21 protein-coding genes are annotated in these 22,743 nt (G+C 47.1%); 18 read left to right on the top strand and 3 right to left on the bottom strand.

Annotated features, from left to right (window positions below; all coding sequences use genetic code 11):
- The first annotated feature begins 21 nt into the window (after positions 1-21).
- Entirely contained in the window at positions 22-531 is a 510-nt protein-coding gene (locus OH458_RS13585; protein WP_269978721.1) for a C40 family peptidase, read from the top strand.
- Between the two features lie 6 nt (positions 532-537).
- Here the strand turns inward: OH458_RS13585 and OH458_RS13580 are convergent, their stop codons facing one another.
- Positions 538-882: a DUF3802 family protein gene (locus tag OH458_RS13580; RefSeq protein ID WP_038134570.1), complete on the bottom strand. Its 345-nt coding sequence runs from the start codon at positions 880-882 to the stop codon at positions 538-540.
- Between the two features lie 362 nt (positions 883-1,244).
- Here OH458_RS13580 and OH458_RS13575 point away from each other — a divergent pair, with 362 nt between their 5' ends.
- Positions 1,245-2,111 carry a fructosamine kinase family protein gene (locus OH458_RS13575; protein WP_269978720.1) on the top strand — a complete coding sequence of 289 codons (867 nt, stop codon included), beginning with the start codon at positions 1,245-1,247 and terminating at the stop codon, positions 2,109-2,111.
- A 237-nt stretch (positions 2,112-2,348) separates the two neighbouring features.
- Positions 2,349-2,552: a CPXCG motif-containing cysteine-rich protein gene (locus OH458_RS13570; protein ID WP_038134565.1), complete on the top strand. Its 204-nt coding sequence runs from the start codon at positions 2,349-2,351 to the stop codon at positions 2,550-2,552.
- Positions 2,553-2,623: 71 nt separating this feature from the next.
- On the opposite strand, the gene OH458_RS13565 is transcribed toward OH458_RS13570, so the two are convergent.
- Positions 2,624-3,238, bottom strand: a complete 615-nt coding sequence (locus OH458_RS13565) for a riboflavin synthase subunit alpha (RefSeq protein ID WP_269978719.1) — start codon at positions 3,236-3,238, stop codon at positions 2,624-2,626.
- Positions 3,239-3,383: 145 nt separating this feature from the next.
- Between OH458_RS13565 and OH458_RS13560 the strand changes: the two genes are divergently transcribed.
- Positions 3,384-4,754, top strand: a complete 1,371-nt coding sequence (locus tag OH458_RS13560) for an MATE family efflux transporter (protein WP_269978718.1) — start codon at positions 3,384-3,386, stop codon at positions 4,752-4,754.
- 93 nt (positions 4,755-4,847) lie between these two features.
- Positions 4,848-5,846 carry a DUF3080 family protein gene (locus OH458_RS13555; RefSeq protein WP_269978717.1) on the top strand — a complete coding sequence of 333 codons (999 nt, stop codon included), beginning with the start codon at positions 4,848-4,850 and terminating at the stop codon, positions 5,844-5,846.
- 3 nt (positions 5,847-5,849) lie between these two features.
- Here the strand turns inward: OH458_RS13555 and OH458_RS13550 are convergent, their stop codons facing one another.
- Positions 5,850-6,701, bottom strand: coding sequence for a DNA ligase (locus OH458_RS13550; protein ID WP_269978716.1), 852 nt, complete (start codon positions 6,699-6,701; stop codon positions 5,850-5,852).
- 282 nt (positions 6,702-6,983) lie between these two features.
- Here OH458_RS13550 and OH458_RS13545 point away from each other — a divergent pair, with 282 nt between their 5' ends.
- The 13 genes from OH458_RS13545 (at position 6,984) to OH458_RS13485 (ending at position 22,743) form a co-directional block, all read left to right on the top strand.
- On the top strand, positions 6,984-7,304 hold the full coding sequence (locus OH458_RS13545) for an STAS domain-containing protein (RefSeq protein WP_005473746.1): 321 nt from the start codon (positions 6,984-6,986) through the stop codon (positions 7,302-7,304).
- Between the two features lie 24 nt (positions 7,305-7,328).
- Positions 7,329-8,165, top strand: a complete 837-nt coding sequence (locus OH458_RS13540; protein ID WP_005473812.1) for an OmpA family protein — start codon at positions 7,329-7,331, stop codon at positions 8,163-8,165.
- On the top strand, positions 8,152-10,251 hold the full coding sequence (locus tag OH458_RS13535; protein WP_269978715.1) for an SLBB domain-containing protein: 2,100 nt from the start codon (positions 8,152-8,154) through the stop codon (positions 10,249-10,251). Before OH458_RS13540 ends, OH458_RS13535 begins: the two co-directional genes overlap by 14 nt.
- The gene (locus OH458_RS13530) at positions 10,251-10,946 is read left to right on the top strand and encodes a chromosome partitioning protein ParA (protein ID WP_269978714.1); all 696 of its coding nucleotides are present in this window, start codon (positions 10,251-10,253) and stop codon (positions 10,944-10,946) included. Before OH458_RS13535 ends, OH458_RS13530 begins: the two co-directional genes overlap by 1 nt.
- Positions 10,947-10,954: 8 nt before the next feature.
- The gene (locus OH458_RS13525) at positions 10,955-11,758 is read left to right on the top strand and encodes a phosphate/phosphite/phosphonate ABC transporter substrate-binding protein (protein WP_269978713.1); all 804 of its coding nucleotides are present in this window, start codon (positions 10,955-10,957) and stop codon (positions 11,756-11,758) included.
- A gap of 9 nt (positions 11,759-11,767) precedes the next feature.
- Positions 11,768-14,092: a HAMP domain-containing hybrid sensor histidine kinase/response regulator gene (locus OH458_RS13520; protein WP_269978712.1), complete on the top strand. Its 2,325-nt coding sequence runs from the start codon at positions 11,768-11,770 to the stop codon at positions 14,090-14,092.
- 19 nt (positions 14,093-14,111) lie between these two features.
- Positions 14,112-15,581 carry a sigma-54-dependent transcriptional regulator gene (locus OH458_RS13515; protein WP_269978711.1) on the top strand — a complete coding sequence of 490 codons (1,470 nt, stop codon included), beginning with the start codon at positions 14,112-14,114 and terminating at the stop codon, positions 15,579-15,581.
- Entirely contained in the window at positions 15,559-16,578 is a 1,020-nt protein-coding gene (locus OH458_RS13510; RefSeq protein WP_269978710.1) for a glycosyltransferase family 4 protein, read from the top strand. Before OH458_RS13515 ends, OH458_RS13510 begins: the two co-directional genes overlap by 23 nt.
- A 147-nt stretch (positions 16,579-16,725) precedes the next feature.
- Positions 16,726-17,934, top strand: a complete 1,209-nt coding sequence (locus tag OH458_RS13505; RefSeq protein WP_269978709.1) for a glycosyltransferase — start codon at positions 16,726-16,728, stop codon at positions 17,932-17,934.
- Positions 17,927-19,099, top strand: a complete 1,173-nt coding sequence (locus OH458_RS13500; protein ID WP_269978708.1) for a glycosyltransferase family 4 protein — start codon at positions 17,927-17,929, stop codon at positions 19,097-19,099. Before OH458_RS13505 ends, OH458_RS13500 begins: the two co-directional genes overlap by 8 nt.
- A gap of 10 nt (positions 19,100-19,109) precedes the next feature.
- On the top strand, positions 19,110-20,531 hold the full coding sequence (locus OH458_RS13495; RefSeq protein ID WP_269978707.1) for a lipopolysaccharide biosynthesis protein: 1,422 nt from the start codon (positions 19,110-19,112) through the stop codon (positions 20,529-20,531).
- Positions 20,532-20,544: 13 nt separating this feature from the next.
- Positions 20,545-21,930, top strand: a complete 1,386-nt coding sequence (locus OH458_RS13490; protein ID WP_269978706.1) for an O-antigen ligase family protein — start codon at positions 20,545-20,547, stop codon at positions 21,928-21,930.
- 90 nt (positions 21,931-22,020) lie between these two features.
- A complete protein-coding gene (locus OH458_RS13485) occupies positions 22,021-22,743 on the top strand; it encodes an acyltransferase (RefSeq protein ID WP_269978705.1) in 723 nt (240 codons plus the stop codon).

Genomic DNA, 22,743 nt, shown 5'->3' with positions numbered 1-22,743 from the left:
CTAATAAGTCATTAATGTTGCATGAAAAAAGTTTCGAGTTGCTTAACACTGATAGCCCTTACTTCTCTCTTTGGCTGCACGTCATCACCAGAGCATGGAAGTATTAACGAACTGGCAGCAAACCAGAGTAGTAGCCCTTTCCATATGGAGATGAAGGAAGCGTTTTTGGACGTGTATCAAGTGTGGCAAGGAGCACCCTACCGACTGGGCGGCAGCTCATTAAATGGTGTTGACTGCTCTGCTTTTGTACAAGTTGCGTTTCATGATGCGCTCAATATGTCGCTACCAAGAACAACAAAGCAACAAGTAAAGATCGGCGCTAAGCTCGCATACGAAGAAGCACAAATCGGAGATTTAGCGTTTTTTAAAACGTCGCCCAACGTCAGGCATGTGGGTGTTTATGTGGGAAATAAGCAGTTTATGCACGCCTCGACGTCAAAAGGGGTGATTATTTCGAGGCTAGATAACCCATATTGGGCTTCAAAATTTTGGCATTTCAGACGAGTGATTTCCTCGCCTGAAATGAATTGACTTGGTTTAATCGTATTTCGCGACAGCAGAATCAAACAAGTTCTTTACGAGGGCGATGTATTCGTCTAAAAACTCGATCTGGCCGTTAGTCGCGGGCTTAGCCCAAACACCAGCCAATACTTCCCCCAAATCTTCGACAACAGAGTCAGCTTCTTTCAACAGTTGGAAACGAACACTTGAGTGCAGCTCAGGGTTTTGTTCAAAAATAGCCATGATGTTACTAGCAACCATGTCGGTTACCACATCTTCCACGCTTTCTGAACCCGTATCCCCATCATCAGATGCAAACACGTCTAAATTAAACGCTAAGTGCTCGATCAAAGCCAAGTAACCATCGGTTTCAACAACCACAGCACATCTCCATTTATCATTATGACGACACAATACCTTTTAATACTATGCCATATCAATAAGTTTACACAACTCATGGGGATTCGGTTGCCGATAATTTCCCCAACAATCGTTAATATTGTGTATTTAAACCCAATATCTGCACTAATTCTTTGCTTTTGAACACGATAAGACTAAATAGACCTATTTTGCTTAATTCGAAATACTGTTCTAATTCACAGCAGATAGAAGCGATTCAGGTCACAGTTTACTTAATCAAGCATGAAAATTTGCTAAATGATTGAATTTTTTGCACTCCTGTCCAGTTTAGTGCGGAACCATCTTCTACAATGAGTATGTTGCGTATTCAATGGAGAACAAGTATGTGGCAAGCCATCGCTCAGCAGCTGTCTGAAACTCTGATGTTTTCATTTAATATTGAAGAAAAGGTCCGTGTCTCGGGAGGTGATATTAACGAGTGCTACATGGTCTCGGACGGAGAGCAACGTTATTTCGTCAAAGTAAATACACGTCAATTCTTATCCAAGTTTGAAATCGAAGCGGAGAATATCCGCATCATGCGTGAGAGCAACACCGTTTTTGTGCCGGAAGTCATTCTAACGGGCAAATCAAAGCAAAACGCTTTTATCGTTCTTAACTACCTCCCGACTAAGCAGTTAGATGATGACAAGAACAGCTTTTTGTTCGGTCAGCAACTTGCGCGCCTCCACAAGTGGGGAGAGCAAAAAGAGTACGGATTTGATCACGATAATTACATTGGCGCAACGCTACAACCCAATAAATGGGACCGCAAATGGGCGCGCTTTTTTGCTGAGCAACGTATCGGATGGCAACTGCAGTTGGTCAGAGAAAAGGGCGTGAATCTAGTCGATATCAACGAGTTTATTCAAGTCGTACACGATCAATTAGCTACTCATCAACCTACCCCGTCACTCCTGCATGGTGACTTGTGGCACGGTAACGTCGCCAATTCCGTTTTTGGCCCGATTTGCTATGACCCAGCCTGTTATTGGGGAGACAGGGAGTGCGATATTGCAATGACCGAACTATTCGAGGGGTTCCAGCCAGAATTCTATCAAGGCTACGAGAGTATCTTACCTCTTGATTTTAAATACTCTGAACGAAAAGATATTTACAGCTTGTATCACCTATTGAATCACTACAATCAATTTGGTGGACACTATTTAGAACAATCACAGAAGTTGATTAATCGAATATTATCTTACTAGTAATTTTAGCAAAACTTATATTTAACAATTAGTTACAAGTATTGATGGTAAATTTTGTCAAACGAAAAAGAGGCAATAATAGACGCTGGCTATACCCAGTTTTGAAATTTATTAGCCAAATCAAAGTTTGTACTTAATTCACATCTAATACTAACTTCTCGACTTAAGATTGAAGTGTCTACATGGACGTTTCACCTTGAAAGCCATTTATCTCATCGAGAAGTAAGGAAGAGAGTTATGCGAAATTACACCGAGAAAGTCGTTTCTTGTCCCCATTGCGGACATTCCATTTCAATCACATTGGATGCGTCTAACGGCAGTCAAAACTTTTACGATGACTGCCCTGCATGTTGCCACGCTATCCATCTCAACATGATGGTTAACGAGCAAATGGACTCCATTGAGTTGTTTGTTGATGCAGACGATGAGCAAATTTTTTAACGTTCTTCCTTCATCAACACGGACGTTGATGGGTGATAATTCCGGCTAGCAACGCCGGAATCTAACGCTCTTTATCCCAGCTGTTTGCTCGCTAACACCCGTTCAACCGTATCAACGATAGCTTGTGTTTGTGGGTCAAACTCAACGTTGATTTTTTCTCCCACTTTCCGCTGGCCAAACCGCGTGCGTTGCAGCGTCTCAGGAATTAAATGGACAGAAAAGCGGTTCTGTTCTACTTCCCCAATAGTGAGAGAGCAACCATCCAAACCAATGTACCCTTTCGCCAATACGTATTTCATTGACGCTTGAGGTAGTTCAAACCAAATTGTTCGGTTGTTGGGAGTATCGATGACATCGACGATTTCCCCGACCAACGTGATGTGGCCAGACATACTGTGGCCACCAATCTCATCTCCAAACTTAGCGGCTCGTTCGATGTTTACGGAGTCTCCCACTTGAAGCTCACCTAAGTTTGTCAGCTTCAACGTCGCTTGCATTAAATCGAACGAAACAATCTCGCCCTCGATTTCAGTTACGGTAAGGCAGCAACCATTGTGGGCAACTGAAGCACCAATGGACAAGCCATGATTCATTTCCCCAGTCAATCGAAGTTTGTGGGTTTGGAACGCTTCTTTCTTTTCTATGGCAACCACTTCCGCCATGCCTTGCACAATTCCCGTAAACATATACAGATCCTTCAGTTTTTGATGGTGCTTAGTGTGACATTTCTTTATCATTCGGCACAATAGCGCAAAGCTAAATTTCCTTTTCTCTTTTCAATCGCATTCACTCCGCATTGTGTTGAAAAGATTGCTTCCTTTGGAGTTCTACGTGCATCGTTATAAAACAGAAGCCAACACCCTAGTTAAATTGGCGACCCCCGTATTAATTGCTTCCGTGGCACAAACTGGTATGGGTTTTGTAGACACCGTGATGGCGGGTGGCGTAAGTGCTACAGACATGGCGGCGGTATCCATTGCGGCCAGCATTTGGCTACCATCGATACTGTTCGGGGTCGGATTGCTCATGGCGTTAGTGCCCGTTGTCGCTCAGCTCAATGGTTCTGGCCGACAAGTAAAAATTCCCTACGAGATCCAACAGGGTCTGGCCATGGCGCTAATCATCTCAGTACCGATCATCGCCGTTTTATTTCAAACCAAAACGATTTTAGGCTTAATGGATGTCGAAACGCTGATGGCAGAAAAAACCAATGGTTATATGTCTGCGGTGATGTTTGCTGTTCCGGCATTCTTGCTTTTCCAAGCGCTGCGCAGTTTTACTGATGGTATGTCTCTGACTCAACCTGCGATGGTGATTGGCTTTATTGGTCTGATGCTTAATATTCCGTTGAACTGGATTTTTGTTTACGGAAAATTTGGTGCTCCAGCACTTGGCGGTGTGGGCTGTGGTGTGGCGACAGCGATTGTTTACTGGATCATGTTTGCAATGCTGCTGTTTTATGTACTGACATCAAACCGAGTCGCACACGTGAACGTGTTTGGTCAGTTTCATCGCCCAGAGCTCAAACCCCTTATTCGCTTGCTCAAACTTGGCTTCCCTGTTGCCGCTGCGATGTTTTTTGAAGTGACGCTCTTTGCGGTTGTTGCTCTTCTTGTCGCGCCGCTCGGGCCTTTAGTTGTCGCCGCACACCAAGTTGCTATTAACTTCTCATCACTGATATTTATGTTGCCAATGAGTATTGGCGCTGCAACCAGTATCCGCGTGGGTCATAGACTGGGTGAGAATAATGTCGACGGTGCAAAAGTCGCCTCTCGTGTGGGTCTGATTGTAGCAGTTGCACTGTCGCTCATTACCGCTGCGTTAACGGTTCTATTTCGTGAACAAGTTGCGTTGCTATACACAGACAACCGAGCCGTTATCGAGATCGCTCTACAACTTTTATTACTGGCGGCGGTTTATCAAGTCACCGATGCCATACAAGTCGTTGCCGCCGGCGCATTGCGCGGCTACAAAGATATGGCAGCGATTTTCAATCGTACCTTTATCGCCTATTGGATTCTGGGATTACCTGCGGGTTATATCTTGGGCATGACAGACTGGATTGTTGAGCCAATGGGCGCACATGGTTTCTGGTATGGCTTTATTATTGGTCTTTCTTCTGCGGCAATTATGCTCGGAGTCCGACTCCACTGGATGCATAAACAGCCTGAGTCGATTCAATTGGAGTTGTCCGCTAAATAAACCCTAATTTGCTTTTAAAGGTCAGTTTAAACTGGCCTTTTTTTTGTCTGTACGCGTATGATTTCGAGAAAGTGAATTGTATCGAGGTTTTTTATGCGTTGGGTTGTGACTGTTTTAGGCACCGTCTTTATTTCTGGATGTTGGTGGAATCAACACCCTGTTGACGCGAGTTTCTCAACCTATACCAGTCGTATCTCAAACGTGCAGCAATCGCCTGACATCACACTGCCTGACAGTGCTCTCGTAGCCTTACCCGAGAAGCGCCAATTGATGCTCGAGGCCCCAGATATTCCATTCGGATTTTTAGACAGCTATGAGTTAAGGAAATGCGATCTCTTCAACTTGATCGCGGAGAAAAACTCCATATTGGGGAAAGTACAAGACGCTTTTCGTAATCTCGACTACCAAACTCAGCTCATCGCTGGCCTCTCGCGTTGTCTGGCTTCACCTGAGATTTCTAAAGAAATGAAAGCAGAGCTAAAAGTGGTACTTGATGCAAAACAGCGTCAACTGCCAGCTCATTTCAATAATCTTGTTTTTGTCAGCCAAGAAATGCGCGCGCAACTTAATGGCAGCAACTGGGTAGCGACAGACATGTCATCACTTTCTGCTGAGTTAAAACAAGGGCTACAAGCGGTTTCAAAAACACACGAAGCGATCTCACGTTCCCAAGTTGAAAGCAGCGACACTGTACTAACCGACTATCAAGAAGTGATAGAAAAACAACCGCTGGTCGGCTCTTTGAGTTATTCGATGCAAAATGCCTCGTCCAAACTAGCAGCGATTACGCAACAACTCGAACAGTATGACGCTGCCATAGTGTGTGGCGTCGGAAGAAATGACACAAGGTTCAAAACACTGCGAAATGTCTTTCAGCTTTACTACGTTGATCAGTTGCAGCCCTACTTCGCCAAACTCGATCGTCTATACCTTCAAGTTTCACCGCAACTCGATTTTGCTCGAAATGCCAACGCTGATTACATCTACCCTATTGATACACTGCATACAAAGTTTAGGCAGGCCATCGCCGATCATGTCAATTACTGGAAAACGCTTTTTAAACGCTGTGGCGCATCACCAACGCGCAACTAGCGGTTATTCGACGCGCTCTCGTACAAACCGAGCAAACTTGGGGACACCATTTTGCGTATAGCCGTTGTAGCGAAAGGTAATCACCGAACCCAACTCAGGGGGATCTTTTCTTTGAATGTCACTAAAGCCGCTGCCAATGTAGAATTTGATCCCCGAGTCCAGTTGAACGAGCAAAGCGCCCATCAGCCCATGGTACTTGCCTCGGCCAACTTTGTATCCAACCACTCGAGCTTCTGCATCTTGGTGCTTCTTTAACTTCAAAAGATCGTTGCTTCGGCCTGCTTGATACCGACTGGTGATTTTCCGCAGCATCACCCCCTCTCCCTTTGCACTATCGATAGTATCTAAATAGCCGAACAACTCGGTTTCACTTTTGATCGGAGTATGCTCAATATACTTAATGTGGTCTCGCTTGCTGGCTCGGGTAAAGTAGATCACGTTGTGGTATCGCTTCTGGTAATCTCCGGCGGCCTCCGGCATATCAAACAACATGTAATCGATTTTACGCCACGCCGCGTCCGTTGGTTTAGTGTCTAACACGGTTTGTTGAACCAGATGAAAGTTACCTCTTCCTGCCCAGAGTTCTCCCTCAAGAGGATATGGAGGAAGCGGTTCTACAAACCAGTCGGGCGCATGTATTGAGTTCCCGTTGCGTGTAACGAGGCGCGCACCCGTCCAAATCGCTCTTATGCCATCAAGCTTCTCGCTTTTCCAATATTCTGACACCTCGATTTTTTGATCGTAACTGTGTGCTAACGGTACCGCGACAAGAAAGTCATCGACATTTGCAGCATTCGCTGACATAGACAAGGCGAGAAGGACTGAAGCAGCAAGGCTCGTGAGTTGATAGTTCATGAGTAACGCTCGTTGATTGTGACCGGGCTATTTTGCGTTGCCTGTTTACTGCGCTTCAATCTGTCCCTTTCATCATTACGAGCTAGATCTAGTTAGTTAAATAAAACGTTCTCTATCAATTACACATTTTCCTATTCAAAAAACTGGCTATCAAATTGAGAAAAACGCCGTTCTCAATTTGAGAACCCACCAGTCAATAGAGTTAAACCATTGAATTTTAATGCTTTAATTTTTGGCACGCATTCTGCTCTTTAGATATCAACCCAACAAGGAGATAGCATCATGGAACTACGTAAAATTGAAGCAAGCGACACTGTTCTTACTCTTGTCATCAACGGGAATTTAGATGCTGCCGGTAGCCGCAGTGCCCAGCCCCATATCGATGAAATCATTGCAGACAAAAGTGATCGCGAGATCGAAATCGACTTTAGCCAAGTGCAATTTCTGGACTCTTCGGGAGTCGGTGCCATTGTTTACTTATACAAACGATTGATCGAACGCCAACGTGGCATGCGTTTGGAGAACGTTTCCGGTCAACCACTTGAAATTATGAACTTACTGAGAATCGATCAAGCGATTCCAGTGAACTCAAGCAAACACTAAAAGAATAAAACAAAGGAAGTTGGCATGGTTTCTTACATCAAATACATAGCCCTAGCTGTATCGATTGCGAGCGTTGTCGGGTGTACCAGTTACCCACAACAAAGCCAGGGCGGTCTCGCAGAAAATTACATTCAATCGAAGTTCACTCCTGTGATGCCAGACGAGCCGCTAGGCCCTGAACACGGTCTACGCTTTGACTGGCAACTCACTAAACTTCATCTTGACTCTCTGATCCGAGAAGGTGCTCGCTGGTGCTTCCCTGCTGCGGTCGTGCAAGCAATCGAAAAGCAAAACCGCATCGCTCGCGAACTAGAGGGAGGGCTTCTTCTTGATGCTGCCAACGATATCGTTATTCAAAGAAAGCGTCTCAACGAACTCGAGCTTCAGCTTGATTACGTCACATCGCAAACCAAGTGTGTCCCTCCGATGGACGAAGGTGCGTTCCACCAACGTTTAGCGGTGATTGATGAGCTGTTTAATCTACTCAACGTCGACAATCAGTTCGCATTTAACTCCTCTGAAGTGAACCCGAAATACATGGGGCATTTGGCTAAAGCGGCGAATATGCTCGCGGAGCACCCAAGCTTGAATTTAAAAGTGACCGGCCATGCTGACTCCGTAGGCGACGTGGCGTACAACGAAAAGCTAGCGTTGGAAAGAGCTCAACAAGTTAAGCGCTACCTCTCTATATTTGGCCTAGCGCCAACCCGAATCGCAACTCACTCTGTTGGAGATACGCTGCCGTTGCACGAAGGCAATTCAGAGGGCGTTAAACTGACCAACCGCAGAGTAAGCATCGAAGTTATTGATACCCAAGAAAAAGACCTGCCGCTTCAAGGAGGTTACCATGCCATGGACTAAGCTCATTCTCATCGCCCTGTTAGTGATCATCGGGTTACCGAACTCGCACGCAGAAGAAACAGTGCGCGTTCAAGTGGGTGACCTCATCCAAGTTGATTTACCAGGAGAAGCGTCGCTCAACAAAGGATTTCCAGTCGACAAACGCGGGCGCATTGCCCTACCTGAAGTGGGCACCTTGTTTGTCGCTGGATATACCGAAGCACAACTCGAGCGAACCGTGTTAGATGCGTTGGAAAAAGTCTATCGTGACCTTTCTTCCGCTTCTGTCTTCATTGCTGAGCAGCAAATTCTTATTTCTGTGCAAGGCTATGTGAATTCTCCGGGTGAATATACCTTAACGAAAAGTGCCGATGTGCAAATGGCCTTACATGCCGCAGGCGGGATCCGTCCGGGTGCGCAGTTAAACAATCTGCTAATCAAACGCGGCAAAGAAAAGATCACCTTCAATTACAAATCTTTTCTCGATTCGGGTGATGAAACCATCCTTCCTCAACTTAACTCGCTTGATACCATTTTCGTCCCGACTTCTCCTTTGGTGGGCAACATCGAGCAAGAATTTGACTCGAGTAAACTGGCCGATGCAGGCGATAGCGCAGATGGACGCACAGCGATTAAAGTTTTTGGCGAAGTGAATGCGCCAGGCTCATACAGTTATAAAGCCAATACTGACTTGGTCGATATTCTCATGCGCGCCGGAGGTGTGACCCGCTACGCTTCCGTCGAGCAAATTCGCGTCATCACCAACAATGCGCCACAGCTTTTTAACCTGAAAACCTACCTCGATAGCGGTGACGTGTCGTTGCTGCCAACGTTGAAACCAGGTGCAACCATCTTTGTGCCTAAACAAGAAGACGAAATCAAAGCTGGGGCAAATGTCATTTACATCATGGGTGAAGTTGCCCGCCCCGGCGCTTATGAAGGCAAACGCAATGCGTCATTCATGGATATTTTAGCCAATGCGGGCGGCCCTACTCGATTTGCAGAATCTCGCCAGATTCGTTTAATCAAAGCTAACGGCCAAGTTGTGAAGTTTGATTTGACGGCCTTTACCGAAGGGCTCTCACGTCGTAGTCCGCCGAAAATTGAAGCGGGTGATGCGATTTTTGTTCCTGAGAAAACGGACATGAACGAGAAATCTTGGCTAAAAATCGCGCCAGACCGCGCTGTTAGTGTGATGGGTGAAGTGGTTCGTCCGGGACGTATTGAATGGTCTGATGAAATGAACCTGATTGACCTGCTCTCTCACGTTGGCGGTCCAACGCTACGAGCTGATACATCAAAAATCGAGGTCGTAACACAAGCCGGACGCATGGAAGTGTTCAACTTAGATGAGTTTATCCTCAACGGCGCTCGCCCTGCCGAACTTCCTCAAATCTCAGCGGGCTCTATTGTGCGTATTCACGACCTTCCGCAAGACCCGTCGGATAACAAATCCCAGTGGGTGCGCCAAAGCTCTGATGCGTCAATCTATGTGTTTGGTCAAGTTAACGCGCCAGGCCGCTACCGTTTCACTAAAGACATGCACTTTTTGGATATTTTGTCTGCGGCTGATGGCCCAACCAAAGACGCCGACATCCACAACATTCGCATCACTCATCGCGATAAGAGTTACTCGAAAGTGAGCCGATTGAATCTATCGCTCTATTTTGAAACTGGCGACGAAAGCCTACTACCTAACGTGACGATGGGAGACACCATCTACATTCCTGAAAAAGACAAGATCTGGCTCGACCGCTCGAAAGAATCCACCGTAAGAGTGCTTGGCGCCGTCAACAAACCGGGTCGTTACGTCTTCGATGACAATATGACCATCTTAGACTTGCTAGCAGAAGCAGGAGGCCCTGCTGAGCGCGCCTACCTAGAGAAGATATCGATCGTCAATATGTCTTGCTGCCAAGGTCAAGCTCGTACCTTTGATCTTATCGAGTTCAGCAAAACAGCCAATATCTACCAACTGCCTGTACTTCGCTCTGGTGACACCATTTATGTCCCTGACCGTGGCGAAAGTTTCTTAGAAAAAGCACGTGTTGGACTCGAGGATATCCTAAGACTGACGACCACGATTGTACTGATAGGAGCATTGTAATGATTCCTGCAACGCACAGCGAAATTGAACAAATCTACTTAGCGGCTGAAATGAGCCAAAGCCGTTCACTCTGTATTACGGCTTGCCAGTCAGGTGACGGTGTCACGTCTGTAGCTACAGCACTGGCGGAGCGCTACTTACTCGCAGGATTGAAAACCTTGATAGTGGATTTGAACACCTTTCATCCGGCGTTTGAATCTGCCGGGTTGATGTCAAACACACTCCATGCGCAATGTGGCGTACTACTTGAGCATAAAGAGTCTCACCAACTCTTTACAGGGCTTCCGGTTCCTAGCCAGCAAGCGGAGTTATTAAGCTATCGAGACCCTGCTCAACTCTCTGTCAATGTTGAAAGTTGGCTCAATGATTTTGATCGGGTCATCTGCGATACCTCGCCACTGCTGCAGATCAATCGCAGCAATATCCCAGCGCAAGTCGTGGCAAATGCCTGCGACCATACCATCTTGGTGGTCATGGGAGGGAAAACCACCTCGGGGCAACTCTCCAAAGCAACGGAGCTGCTTTCTCACTCATCGATTCAATTGCTTGGTTCCGTCCTTAATCTCCAACATCAAGCGACGTTAGGTCAAGAAATGGTTAGAGAACTCAACCGCCTGACATTTTTGCCCAAGCGCTGGAGAGAAAAGTTATGCAATCGAATTTTGGCCAACGATTTACTCGCACACTCGGCTTAGGAGCGACGATGAAACGGATAATTCTAGTCATACTGGCAGGCTTAATCAGCGTGCATAGCTACGCCAAAGTGTACACTTTTGGCATTGTGCCACAACAATCGGCCAGTCGATTGGCGCAGCAATGGGGGCCAATTTTAGACCACATCAGCGCGCAAACCGGCCACAAAATCGTCTTTAGTACCGCTTCTGATATTCCAACCTTCGAGCAGAGACTGGAGCAAGGCGACTACGACTTCGCCTACATGAATCCCTATCATTACAGTGTCTACAGTGAGCAAACTGGGTATCTTGCCATCGCTAAAGCCAAAGACAAACTCATTAAAGGGATCATCGTTGTAAGAAAAGACAGCGGGATCACGTCAATCGAACAACTGGCTAACACCACTCTTGCGTTTCCTTCCCCTGCAGCGTTTGCAGCTTCCATCCTCACCCGTGGCGCTCTTGCTCAATCTGATATTCCATTCAAGCCCGAGTACGTCTCTTCGCATGATTCTGTTTATCTGTCGGTCGCTAAGGGGTTCTACCCAGCCGGCGGCGGTATTTTCCGCACATTCGACTCCTTGCCTGTAGAGACACGCGATCAACTGACCCCCATTTATGTCACTGAGGGTTATACGCCTCATGCTATCGCTGTACACCCTAGAGTCTCAGAGAAAACACGCCAAGAAGTGAGCCAAGCACTCTACATGCTCGAGAATGACCCAGTAACCCTTGAACAACTCTCTGCGCTCAATATTAAGGGTTTTGTCCCGGCGCAAGACCAAGACTGGGACGACGTTCGACGCTTAAACATCAATCTGTTATCTCAATAGGTGGTCGTTATGTCTTTACGCACCAAAACCATCCTCGGCATTGCAGCGATTGAAATTGCGCTTCTTATGGTCCTTACCTTCTACGCCATGAGTTTCTTGTCGCAATCAAACGAAAAACAGTTGATACAGCGCGCAAATGGGGCGGCGACTATGTTCAGCCATGCCGCAAAAAATGCAGTATTGTCCACTGACCTAGCGACGCTTAATGATCTCATTGATGAATTTATTCAACTTGAAGATGTGGCTTATGTCAGAGTGCTGCGAAATGGTGCAGAAATGGCGTGCGCTGGCGACAAAGATCTGCTGGCGCGCCAGATGGTTGAAGACAGCACTTTGAGTGGCGTGTCGGACGGAATTTTTGATGTTCGAGTCCCCATCAGTGTTGGAACAACGGAGTTCGCGACGGTCGACATCGGCTTTGAGACTGCGCCAATTAGTGCCATGTTGAGCGAGGCCAAACAAGCCATCATCGCCATTGCATCGATAGAAGTGGTGCTCGTGGCACTATTTTCATTTGTTTTAGGTACCTACTTAACACGCAGTTTGACCCGCTTAGCAACGGCTGCCCACAAACTTGGCCAAAGTGGACCGGGTTTCCAAATAAACGATCAACGCCCTGACGAACTGGGTGATGTAGCACGCGCTTTTGATAGCATGTCCGCCAAACTCGAGAAAGACTACATCGATCTCAACACCGCCAGAGCTGACGCGGAACAAGCGAGCAGCTCAAAAAGTCGTTTTCTCGCTTCAATGTCCCATGAAATTCGTACGCCCATGAATGGCGTGCTTGGCATTCTCAATATCCTCGAAGAGACAAACCTGACCAAAGAACAGCAGAAGCTCGTCAACACGGCCACCGAGTCTGGCCACTTTTTGCTCTCTGTCATTAACGATATTCTCGACTTCACCCGCATGGAGTCTAATACGCTGATCCTCGAAAACCGCCCTTTTGACTTACATCGCTGCATTACCAGTGTTACAGACAGTTTCTACCCGACAGCGCGAGCTCAAGGATTGGTGCTGCACTGCTACATTGAACCGTCCGTCCCCGTGATGGTGCTCGGAGACAAAAACCGAGTAAAACAGATCTTACTCAACCTAATTGGAAACGCCGTCAAATTTACCCATGAAGGCAGTATTCGCATCCATGTAAGCAGCATCGCTAGCGAAGGCAGCCATGCCACCATCAAGTGTGAAATTTCTGATACTGGAATCGGCATCAGCAAAAACGCCATAGATTATCTCTTCGATGAGTTCACCATGGTTGACCAGAGCTACTCTCGAAGCAAAGAAGGATCAGGGCTTGGCTTAGCGATATGTAAAAGACTCTGTAATCTGATGGATGGGGACGTCAACGTACAGAGCGAACCCGATGTCGGCAGTACCTTCGCTTTCACCATCCAATTAGAGCTCGCCAACGAGGAGCCCAACACCAGAAAAAGTAACGAGAATACTAAAACGGCGGTACGAGATGATCTTGCCATCTTGGTTGCAGAAGACAACAAGGCCAACCAACTGGTAATTAAAGAGATGTTCAAACGGTTGAGCCTAAAGATAGACATTGCCGAAAATGGGCGCCAAGCCGTCAACCAAGTGAAACAATACAACTATGATTTGATTTTCATGGACATCTCCATGCCCGAAATGGATGGTATACAAGCTTGCCAAGCCATTCGAGCCATGTCAGATGCTCGCAGTGCCAGTACACCGATCATCGCCCTGACAGCGCACTCCCTCGCGGGCGACAAAGAAAAATTCTTGGCATGTGGCATGGACGATTACATTTCTAAACCCCTTCGCTTGTCACAACTTGTTGAAAAAATTGATCTATTTACCAATAAATCGATCACAAAGGCTACGCAAGCTAGCGAAGATACGTCTATAGTAAATATGCAACAGGACGTAACACTAACGGATGAAACATCAATGCCAAACATAGATACTCATCCTATCGAGAAGGACACTATCAATTTGGAACTCGTCGACGAAGCAATACTCCAGCAGATGATTGAAGACACCAGTGCGGATGTCATTCCTCTTCTGATCGACCACTATTTGGAAGAGTCCCACCAGCGTCTCGAAAAAATCTACCTTGCGATGGACAACAAAGACAAAGAAACGCTCGAGTTCGAAGCGCACACACTAGGCAGTTCTTCGCTTGCGCTCGGTAATAGAACGCTGTCGAATCTCGCACGGAAAATTGAGCACCAATGCTTAGATGGGCAGTGCCAACTTGCTTTCGAGCTAAAAGAGGAACTGCAGCAAGTGGCCAATGACTCACTCGAAGCCCTAGAACAACGAAAAAAGAAAGGATTCACTGAATCCACGAAATAAGGTGGCGAAGGATTTAACCATGAAACCAAAAGTATTACTCATTGAAGACTCAACGTCGCTCGCTATTTTGTACAAGCAGTACATCAAAGATGAACCCTATGACCTGTTCCATGTTGAAACGGGTCGCGAAGCCATCGCCTTTATTGAACGAAATGTTCCTCAGCTCGTTATTCTCGATCTTAAGCTGCCAGATATGGATGGCGAAGACATCTTGGATTGGATCAACGAACAGCAAATCCCCACTTCCGTGATTGTCGCTACCGCACATGGCTCAGTAAATGTCGCCGTTAGCCTAGTGCAAAAAGGGGCGAAAGACTTCCTTGAAAAACCCATCAATGCAGACCGCCTGAAGACTTCCATCAACCTTCATTTGCAACAAGTGAAACTCGAGCACTTGGTGGAAGATATAGAAACGAAATTTGATCGAAACCGTTTCCACGGCTTTATCGGTTCCAGCTTGCCAATGCAAGGCGTTTACAAAATTATTGACTCGGTCGCACCGACCACCGCGAGTGTTTTCATCGTTGGTGAAAGTGGCACGGGTAAAGAGGTGTGCGCGGAAGCCATTCACAAAGAGAGCAAACGTTCAGACAAACCCTTTGTTGCGATTAACTGCGGGGCGATCCCTAAAGATCTGATGGAAAGTGAAATTTTCGGCCATGTAAAAGGCGCATTCACGGGCGCAACGACAGACCGAAAAGGCGCGGCATCACAAGCCCACGGCGGTACGTTATTTTTAGACGAGCTTTGCGAAATGGACTTGGAGATGCAGAAGAAGTTACTGCGTTTTCTTCAAACTGGGACGTTTACACCACTCGGTGGTAGCCGAGAGGTCAAAGTGGATGTCCGCATCATTTGCGCCACCAACCGAGAGCCCCTAGTTGAAGTCGAAGAAGGACGCTTTCGTGAAGACCTCTATTACCGTGTCCATGTCGTCCCTGTCGACATGCCGCCACTGCGCGAACGCGGTAACGACATTGTCACGCTCGCTAACCATTTCTTGAAGCTGTACGCCAAAGAAGATGGCAAACAATTTAGAACAATCAATCGCGATGCGGAAACCTTACTCAAACGATACCGCTGGCCGGGCAATGTTAGGCAGCTGCAAAACATCATCCGCAATATTGTGGTATTAAATGATGATACTAAGCTCACGGTTGATCATTTGCCAGAGCAGGTTCGCCAATCCACAACGGCTAAAAATAACAGAACTGCGCCGCCACCGACGCCATTGTCTGTTGAAGCGCCCCCTGCTGAACCGATCATAGATGAAATAGAGAGCACGTATACCCCATCGCAAGTTGCAGACAATCCGCCAACGCATATTCGTCCAATGTGGCAGATTGAACGAGAAGCCATTCAACAAGCCATTGATTATTGCGATGGCAATGTTCTCAATGCAGCAGTTCTTTTGGAGTTAAGCCCATCGACGGTTTACCGCAAGAAGCAAGCATGGGAAGCAGAAGATGAGCAACAATACACCGACTAGTGTTTGGTTGGTCATCGACAGCTTAACCTTTGGCGGGATCGAGAGTCACGTTATCGAGCTCGCCAAAGGGTTGAAACATTTCGGTGTCGACGTCAAAGTTTGGTTAGTCCGCGCATACCAGCGCCCCTCACCTTTGTATGACAAACTGGTAGCGCTCGATATTCCATGTGACTATTTAGCCAATCAAAAGGGGGAAGCGTTCGCGAACCTATTGAAGCTGGTTAAACGTCATCGCCCTAGCGCTCTCCATGCTCACGGCTACAAAGCGAGCTTACTGTGTAAACTCACTAAACTGTTCACTGGAATCCGCCAAATCTCCACTTATCATGCAGGGGAAACGCCAACTGGTTGGGTAAAACTCTACGACCTTCTCGACCGATACTCTGCAATGATGTCATCGACCTCCATTGCCGTCAGTTCGCCAATCAGTGATAAGCTTCCTGTTACCGCAAAGCGATTTAACAACTTCATTGATAATGGTCCAGTCAACCCCTCTTTAGGAGCGCAGACCGCGTTTGTTGGTCGACTAAGTCATGAAAAAGCCGCCGATCGCTTTGTCAGGCTTGCTCAGTCTCTACCTCAGCGCCAATTTGATATTTATGGCACTGGCCCTGACGAAAGCAAGCTGCAACAAATCGCGCCGCCGAACCTCACGTTCCATGGGCACCAAACCAATATGAACGCCGTTTGGGAGCAGATTGATGTCCTCATTATCTGTTCTCGATTTGAAGGATTACCAATGACCGCACTAGAAGCAATGGCGCGAGGAATCATTGTCATGGCAGTGAACGTTGGCAGTTTGGATACTCTGCTCAATCATCAGCAAAACGGCTACCTGTTTGATGACTTTGACCAATTGTCCGAGTTTTATCACCACTGGATTGAACTCCCCTACCAAGATAGCGAATCCATTCGCCAAAATGCCAAACAAACCGTTCAAGACGCTTTCTCTCAACAAGCGGTCATCCCGCAACTTTTAGACACCTACCAAAGTTAAGTGCTATCAATCTGATTTTCATTTTGAAAATGGGTCATCAAGGAAACGATAATTCATTATTAATCATCAACTTAAATCAACGTACAACTTGGCACCTAACTTGCTCATTCTCTGTAACGTTCAAATTTGGAACAGGAAGGACACGTTATGGCGAAGAAAATACTGTTTGTGCATTATGGTGATAATTGGATTCGTGGTAGCGAACGTTGCTTGCTAGATCTGGTGAAATATCTCGACGATCGCCAGTACCACCCATTTATTTGGACCAATAATCAAGCCCTGTCTCGACAACTCGACATCATGAACATCGACAACGAGGTTAATCAGTTTCCGTTACTACTTGGATGGAAAGCCCCTCGTTTTGATGCTGTAAATTGGCTTAATCTGATCGAATACGGCTGCAAGATCATTGAAAGAGAGTCCATCGACCTTGTTCATGTCAACAGCGCCGCTCCATGCCAATGGATGGTAGCCGCTGCCAAGATCAAGCACATACCGCTTGTTACGCAACTGCATTGCAGCTACATCGCGCGAGACAGATTGACGCTTGGCATCAATGCCAGCCCACATATTATCGCGGTCAGTAAACATGCCGCGCAATCGTTACTCGATGATGGCTATCCGAAATCCAACCTATCCGTCGTGCATAACGGTATCGACACCCAAGCGCTCATTGACCAACCCAAGGTCGATGTCCGTCAACAACTTAATATCCCTGACGATGACTTTGTGTTCGCCACCGTTGGCTCTTTGATTCACCGCAAGGGCGTTGACAGAATCATGACCGCGCTGAGACATCTAACGTTGGAATACCCAAATGCCCACCTAGTTGTCATTGGCGATGGCCCACTGCGTAGTAACCTAGAGAACCAAGCAGAGCTACTTAGACTCGCTCATTGCATTCACTTTGTCGGGGAACAGAGCAATGTGGTCGGATGGCTAAAAGGTTGTAATGCATTCATCAGCGGAGCCCGCAATGAAGCGTTTGGCTTGGTGATCGCGGAAGCATCACTGGCCAACATTCCTGTGATAGCCCCGTATGAAGGAGGCATTCCAGAATTTGTTCGCCATGGTGAAACAGGGCTTCTGTACAAAAATGTGGGCATCCGGAGCATGACTAAAGCGATGCGCCTCGTGATGGCAAATCCGAAACTGAGCGCCTACTTGGCGACCAAAGGCTATGAACACATTATCGCTCATCACGGCCTTGAAGTGACTTGTCGCGCGATCGAGAAAGTCTACCTAAACCTATGGCAAAACAAACCTGTTCGCTCAATCGGTGTTTTGGGTACCTTTCAGCCACTGAAAGCAGTGATGGCAAGACGTTTTAGTCTATTAGGAGGTCAACATGGATAAGCGCCCTGTAACTCTCATTTATGATCCCATCATGTTCAAAGGCGGCTCTAAAGTCGCCACCAGTGATGCGCTTGCGCAATGTAACCCTCAAACGCAGCGGTTTATCGTGTTAACCGCAGATAAACAATACTGGCAAAAAAGTGAATTTCACCAGCTGCATGATGCAAAAATCTGCTCGCTGCCTCTGTGTAAATGGACCTCTCAACATCACAACGGGTTGCTCTATTGGTTTGAACAACTGATCGCGACCGTTGTTGTTCTTTTTTTTATGGTGCGGTTTTACCAAACCTCGCAACTGCTTGGCGCTTCAGGTCCGGGGATCGACATGCCCCTTTATCTTATCAAGAAGCTGACCGGCAAACGCGTGATTCAATGGGTTCACGGTAATGTTGGGCTTTCTCGCTCGATCGGTTACTGCCTCGTCAATGCTGATGCGGTCTTTTTCTTGCCATCAACCAAGAGAAGCATTCAAAACGCCATCGAACAATACTTCTGGTCTAGCTTGAATAACGGTGACGTAGGTGCATTGTCTGAGCTTTTCATTCAATCTGAGAACTATTTTGAGACGGTTAACGGCATCACTGAATCACGCTGGCCCACTCCATGCCAGCGTGACATTCCTGTTGGGTTCTGGGCTGCGTCGCTATTGACGTGGAAAGGCGTCGATACCTTAATCGACGCGGTAAAATTGGCTCACACTCTGCATCCGCTGCCGTTCAATATTTGCTACATTCAACCACAAAGCACCAATATGCCTGTCTCAAACGCGCCTGTTGAACTGCCCCATACCCAATGGCATCAAGACCCTACCGACCTAGACGAGATTCGTCGCCAGTCCAACATTTTTGTCTCGACCAGCCATAATGAGCCGTTTGGTTTATCGATTCTTGAAGCTCTTGCGGCTGGGATGTGCGTGCTTATCCCTAGTGACAATGCTTATTGGGATCAAGTCCTGACTCATAACGAAAATTGCGTCAAATACCAGCCTAACGATGTTGACTCACTGTGCGATGCTCTCTTGTACGTGTTCAATGATAAGCAAGCAATGCAACGCTGTTGCCAAAATGGTCTCGATATTGCACAGCAATACAAGGCGTCGGTACGTTACGACACCTTCGCGCGTTACCTATGCCGTCATTCGGCAACTGTCGAACAGCACGCTTAAGGAGGCGGACATGGCGAGCAATCCTCTTAAAAACATGAGCCTTTATGCGGTTAGCCTCTTTTTGATGAAAGGCATCTCGCTGTTTACCCTTCCATTAATGGCGCATTACCTCTCTCCTGCTCAACTCGGTCAGCTTGAGTTTATCGGCATAACAGCGGTCTTTTTTTCAATGGTCATTGGCTTAGCCATGCATGAGAATCTCTATCGTTTCATTGGAACCATTGATTGCCATGACACCCAAAAACGCAAAGCGAGTGAGCTCTATACCGCAACGCTGCTGATCTCATCTGGCCTTGGGATAGCGTGTTTCACCCTTTACAACCTTATCGGTGCGCCTATTGAGAGCATCAGTGAAAGCCAGTCATTTTTAATCGGTATTGTGCTTTGCTATGAAGCGCCGCTCGCGATTGGGCTTGCTTGGTTGCGCCTTCACAATCAAGCCATGCTGTTTTTCAAACTGTGCATCACCACCGTTATTGTGCAAGTGGCTTTACTGGTTATGATTTTGTTCTATCGCCCAGACGTGACACTTATTTTCGCTGCAAACGTCATTTGCACACTGGGGCAGTTTTTGTTTTTGCATGTCTACTTGCCATTTAGCATTCGCCTCCCAAGCCGAGAACAACTGCAAAGTTATCTGCGCTATTCCTCTCCTTTAATGCTGTCAGCAATGGTCGCGTTTGCACTAAGCGGCGCAGAACGTTGGTTTATCGCGGGCTATACAGATCTAGAAACACTTGGCATTTACGCCATCGCCGCAAAGTTTGCTCTAGGCGTGGGCATCATGATTCAACCCTTTCACATGTGGTGGATGCCAAGACGATTTCAGGTACAACAAACTCAAGGCAATTTGGCGGTCGCAAAAACCATTCAACAGGGCGCGCTGTTGCTTTGTGTGGTTGCTGTGGCTTTATCTTGGGCGAGCCAGTTGTTTATCACGCTAGCGCTGCCAGCAAACTATCATCAAGCAGCACAATTGGTCGCGATTACTATTATGGTTATGGTGTTCAAAGAGCTTACTGAAATGATCAATATTGGTATTCTCCATGCCAAGCAAACCACTAAGTTATTGTCGATTAATCTCGTTGCTATCGTCATAGCGTTTATCGTCGGTGTGCTTACCATTGAATATGGGGTCTACGCCATTTTGGTTGCGCTATTGTGTGGCCAAGTCAGCCGATTCCTGTTTGCGCTCATCATGAGTCAGCGTTTGTTGCCACTTCCTTATCATACTGGTGCCACACTAGGTCTGATCGCTTTGAGCTCGCTGTTGGTCATCAGTGGCAGTTTCGAACAGCCCCAATCCGTGACCCTATTGATGTTCGTTCTTCAACCGTTAGCACTGATTGCCTACGCGCAGCGCGTCAACTTGATTGATATCAAGCAGGTCCGTAAACAGTTCTCGACCACCGCTACGGCGGGTGAAAAGTAGGGAGAACACTCAAATGGTGACTGCACATAAGCAAAGAACCGCTATCATTGGCATGACAGTGCTGTGCTTTCTCCTTATTGGCATTTGGAGTTTGGCGCCTCACCCTGCTCTCATTGCCGTTCTTTGCTTAGTGCCCTTTGGAATCTTGTTCGTGCTCAACCAAACCTTTTGGCTGGTCAGCCTGTTTGTTCTGTTCTCTTTTTTCAGAATTCACGAAGCCTTCCCCGCGCTGTACTCTTTGAAAATCCCTTTGCTGCTCTCACTCGGAGCGTTGTCTGCGCTCATGTGGCATACCATTATTAGCCGTCAGGTAAAAATCTACTGGCATCCAAACTTAACCCAACTTGCTGCCTTTTGGTTGCTTGTCATTATTGGGATTGTTTTTGCGTCCAACCCGGGTATTTCGATTGCATTTTTTAAAAATATCTACTGGAAGATCATCGTAATGACCCTAGCGATCGCTTGGTTGGTGGACACGGAAGATGCGGTGAAAAGAATCGCTACACTCATCATCATTTCGGGCGTTCTCATTTCTGGGGTCGCGATTTTTAACTCCCTGAACGGTATTGGATTGGTCGAAGGAACGCGTGTTACGATAGGCCGTCATTTAGGATCTATGCTCGGCGATCCAAATGATCTCTCATTGGTGTTGATGTTCCCTTTGGCCTTTGCCATCTCTTTTGCCACCACCAAGAACATCGGCATGGCTAGGCTATTAGGGATTGTTGGGGTGCTTCTCGCCATTTGGGCAGTACTGGCTACTCAAAGTCGTGGCGGGTTGCTCGGTTCATTGGCGGTCTTTGGTATGTTCGGGCTTAGATTGATAAAGTCGAAAACGTTGCTCATAACACTAGGGGTTGTCGCGGCATCCGCGCTTTTCTTGGCGGCGGGTATTTCTGACAGACAATCAGGCGGCGCTGCCGAAGAAGGGATTGATGCGTCAGCTATGGGGCGTTTATACGCATGGGAAGCAGCTTTCAAAATGGCGGTCAGCAACCCGCTGACTGGCGTTGGACTCGATAACTTTTACGTCAACTACTTCTTCTACAGCCCACATTGGGACGGATTGAATCACGCTGTACACAGCACTTGGTTTGGTGTCTTAGCGGAAACGGGTTTTTTGGGATTGCTCGTGTTTATCTGGTTAATCATTGGCTTACTCAAAACCAGTCGGCAAACCATGAAAAGCCTGGACTCAAACCCTGCGCTTTTCTCCCCACTCTTCGTTGCGACTTCTATGGCGGTTTATGCTGGCATTGTCGGTACCATTGTCTCTGGCACTTTCCTCACGCAAGGCTTCACTTGGCCGATTTATATCTTGGCCGCGCTGTGCATTGCTATCTCTCGCATCACTCAAAATTCAACTCAAAATGAGAAAACCGCTGAAAGCGACAGTTAAGTCAGTTTAACTATTTGTAATTGTTCAGGTTATTTTCTGGCACGCTCTGTGTAATAGCTAACCCATAACTCGTAAATTGAGGATGGGCTTATGCTAACGCAACAACTCAACGGATTAAAAATTTGGCTTAAAGAGAGTGACAACCCAACCTCTCGCAAAGTGTTTCTCATTTTGAAAGCGGTCAGAGCGTGTGATCTACCCACCCCAAAGTGGTTCAACACTCTGATAGCTGCGATGTATAGCCTGTTTAAAAGCGTCATAGCCAGCGTCTTGCGAGTACTGATCCATACGCCTGCGTTTAAAGGGCGCCTTAGCCAGTATGGCCGAGGTTTGTATCTATTTGGGGGCGTTCCTTTTGTGTCTGGTCCTCTCGAAATTTCGATCGGTGACGATTGCCGCATTTCCGGACAAACCACCTTCAGCGGTCGCCCACAGACTCATCGTCCTCAATTGATCGTTGGCAGCAATGTGGATATCGGCTGGCAAAGCACGTTCGCCGTTGGCCGGAAAATTGAAATTCAGGACAACGTTCGCATAGCGGGTCGCGCTTTTTTCTTTGGCTATTCCGGTCACTCGATGGATGCTGTATTGCGAGCGAAAGGCGATGGCGATTTGGAACAAGATATTGGTGACATCGTCCTGGAGAAAGACGTGTGGATCGGCACCAACGTCACCATCTGCCCCAACGTCACCATTGGTCAAGGTTCCATCATCGGCACGGGAAGTGTTGTGACAAAGGACATACCGCCCTTTGTGGTTGCAGTCGGTAACCCTGCAAAAGTCGTTCGTTCACTGGATAAGTCGGAGGTTTAA

Source organism: Vibrio sp. MarTm2, assembly GCF_027587055.1.
Taxonomy (GTDB): Bacteria; Pseudomonadota; Gammaproteobacteria; order Enterobacterales; family Vibrionaceae; genus Vibrio; species Vibrio sinaloensis_D.
The sequence above is the reverse complement of the archived record's forward strand: the minus strand, read 5'-3'. Positions and strand labels throughout refer to the sequence as shown.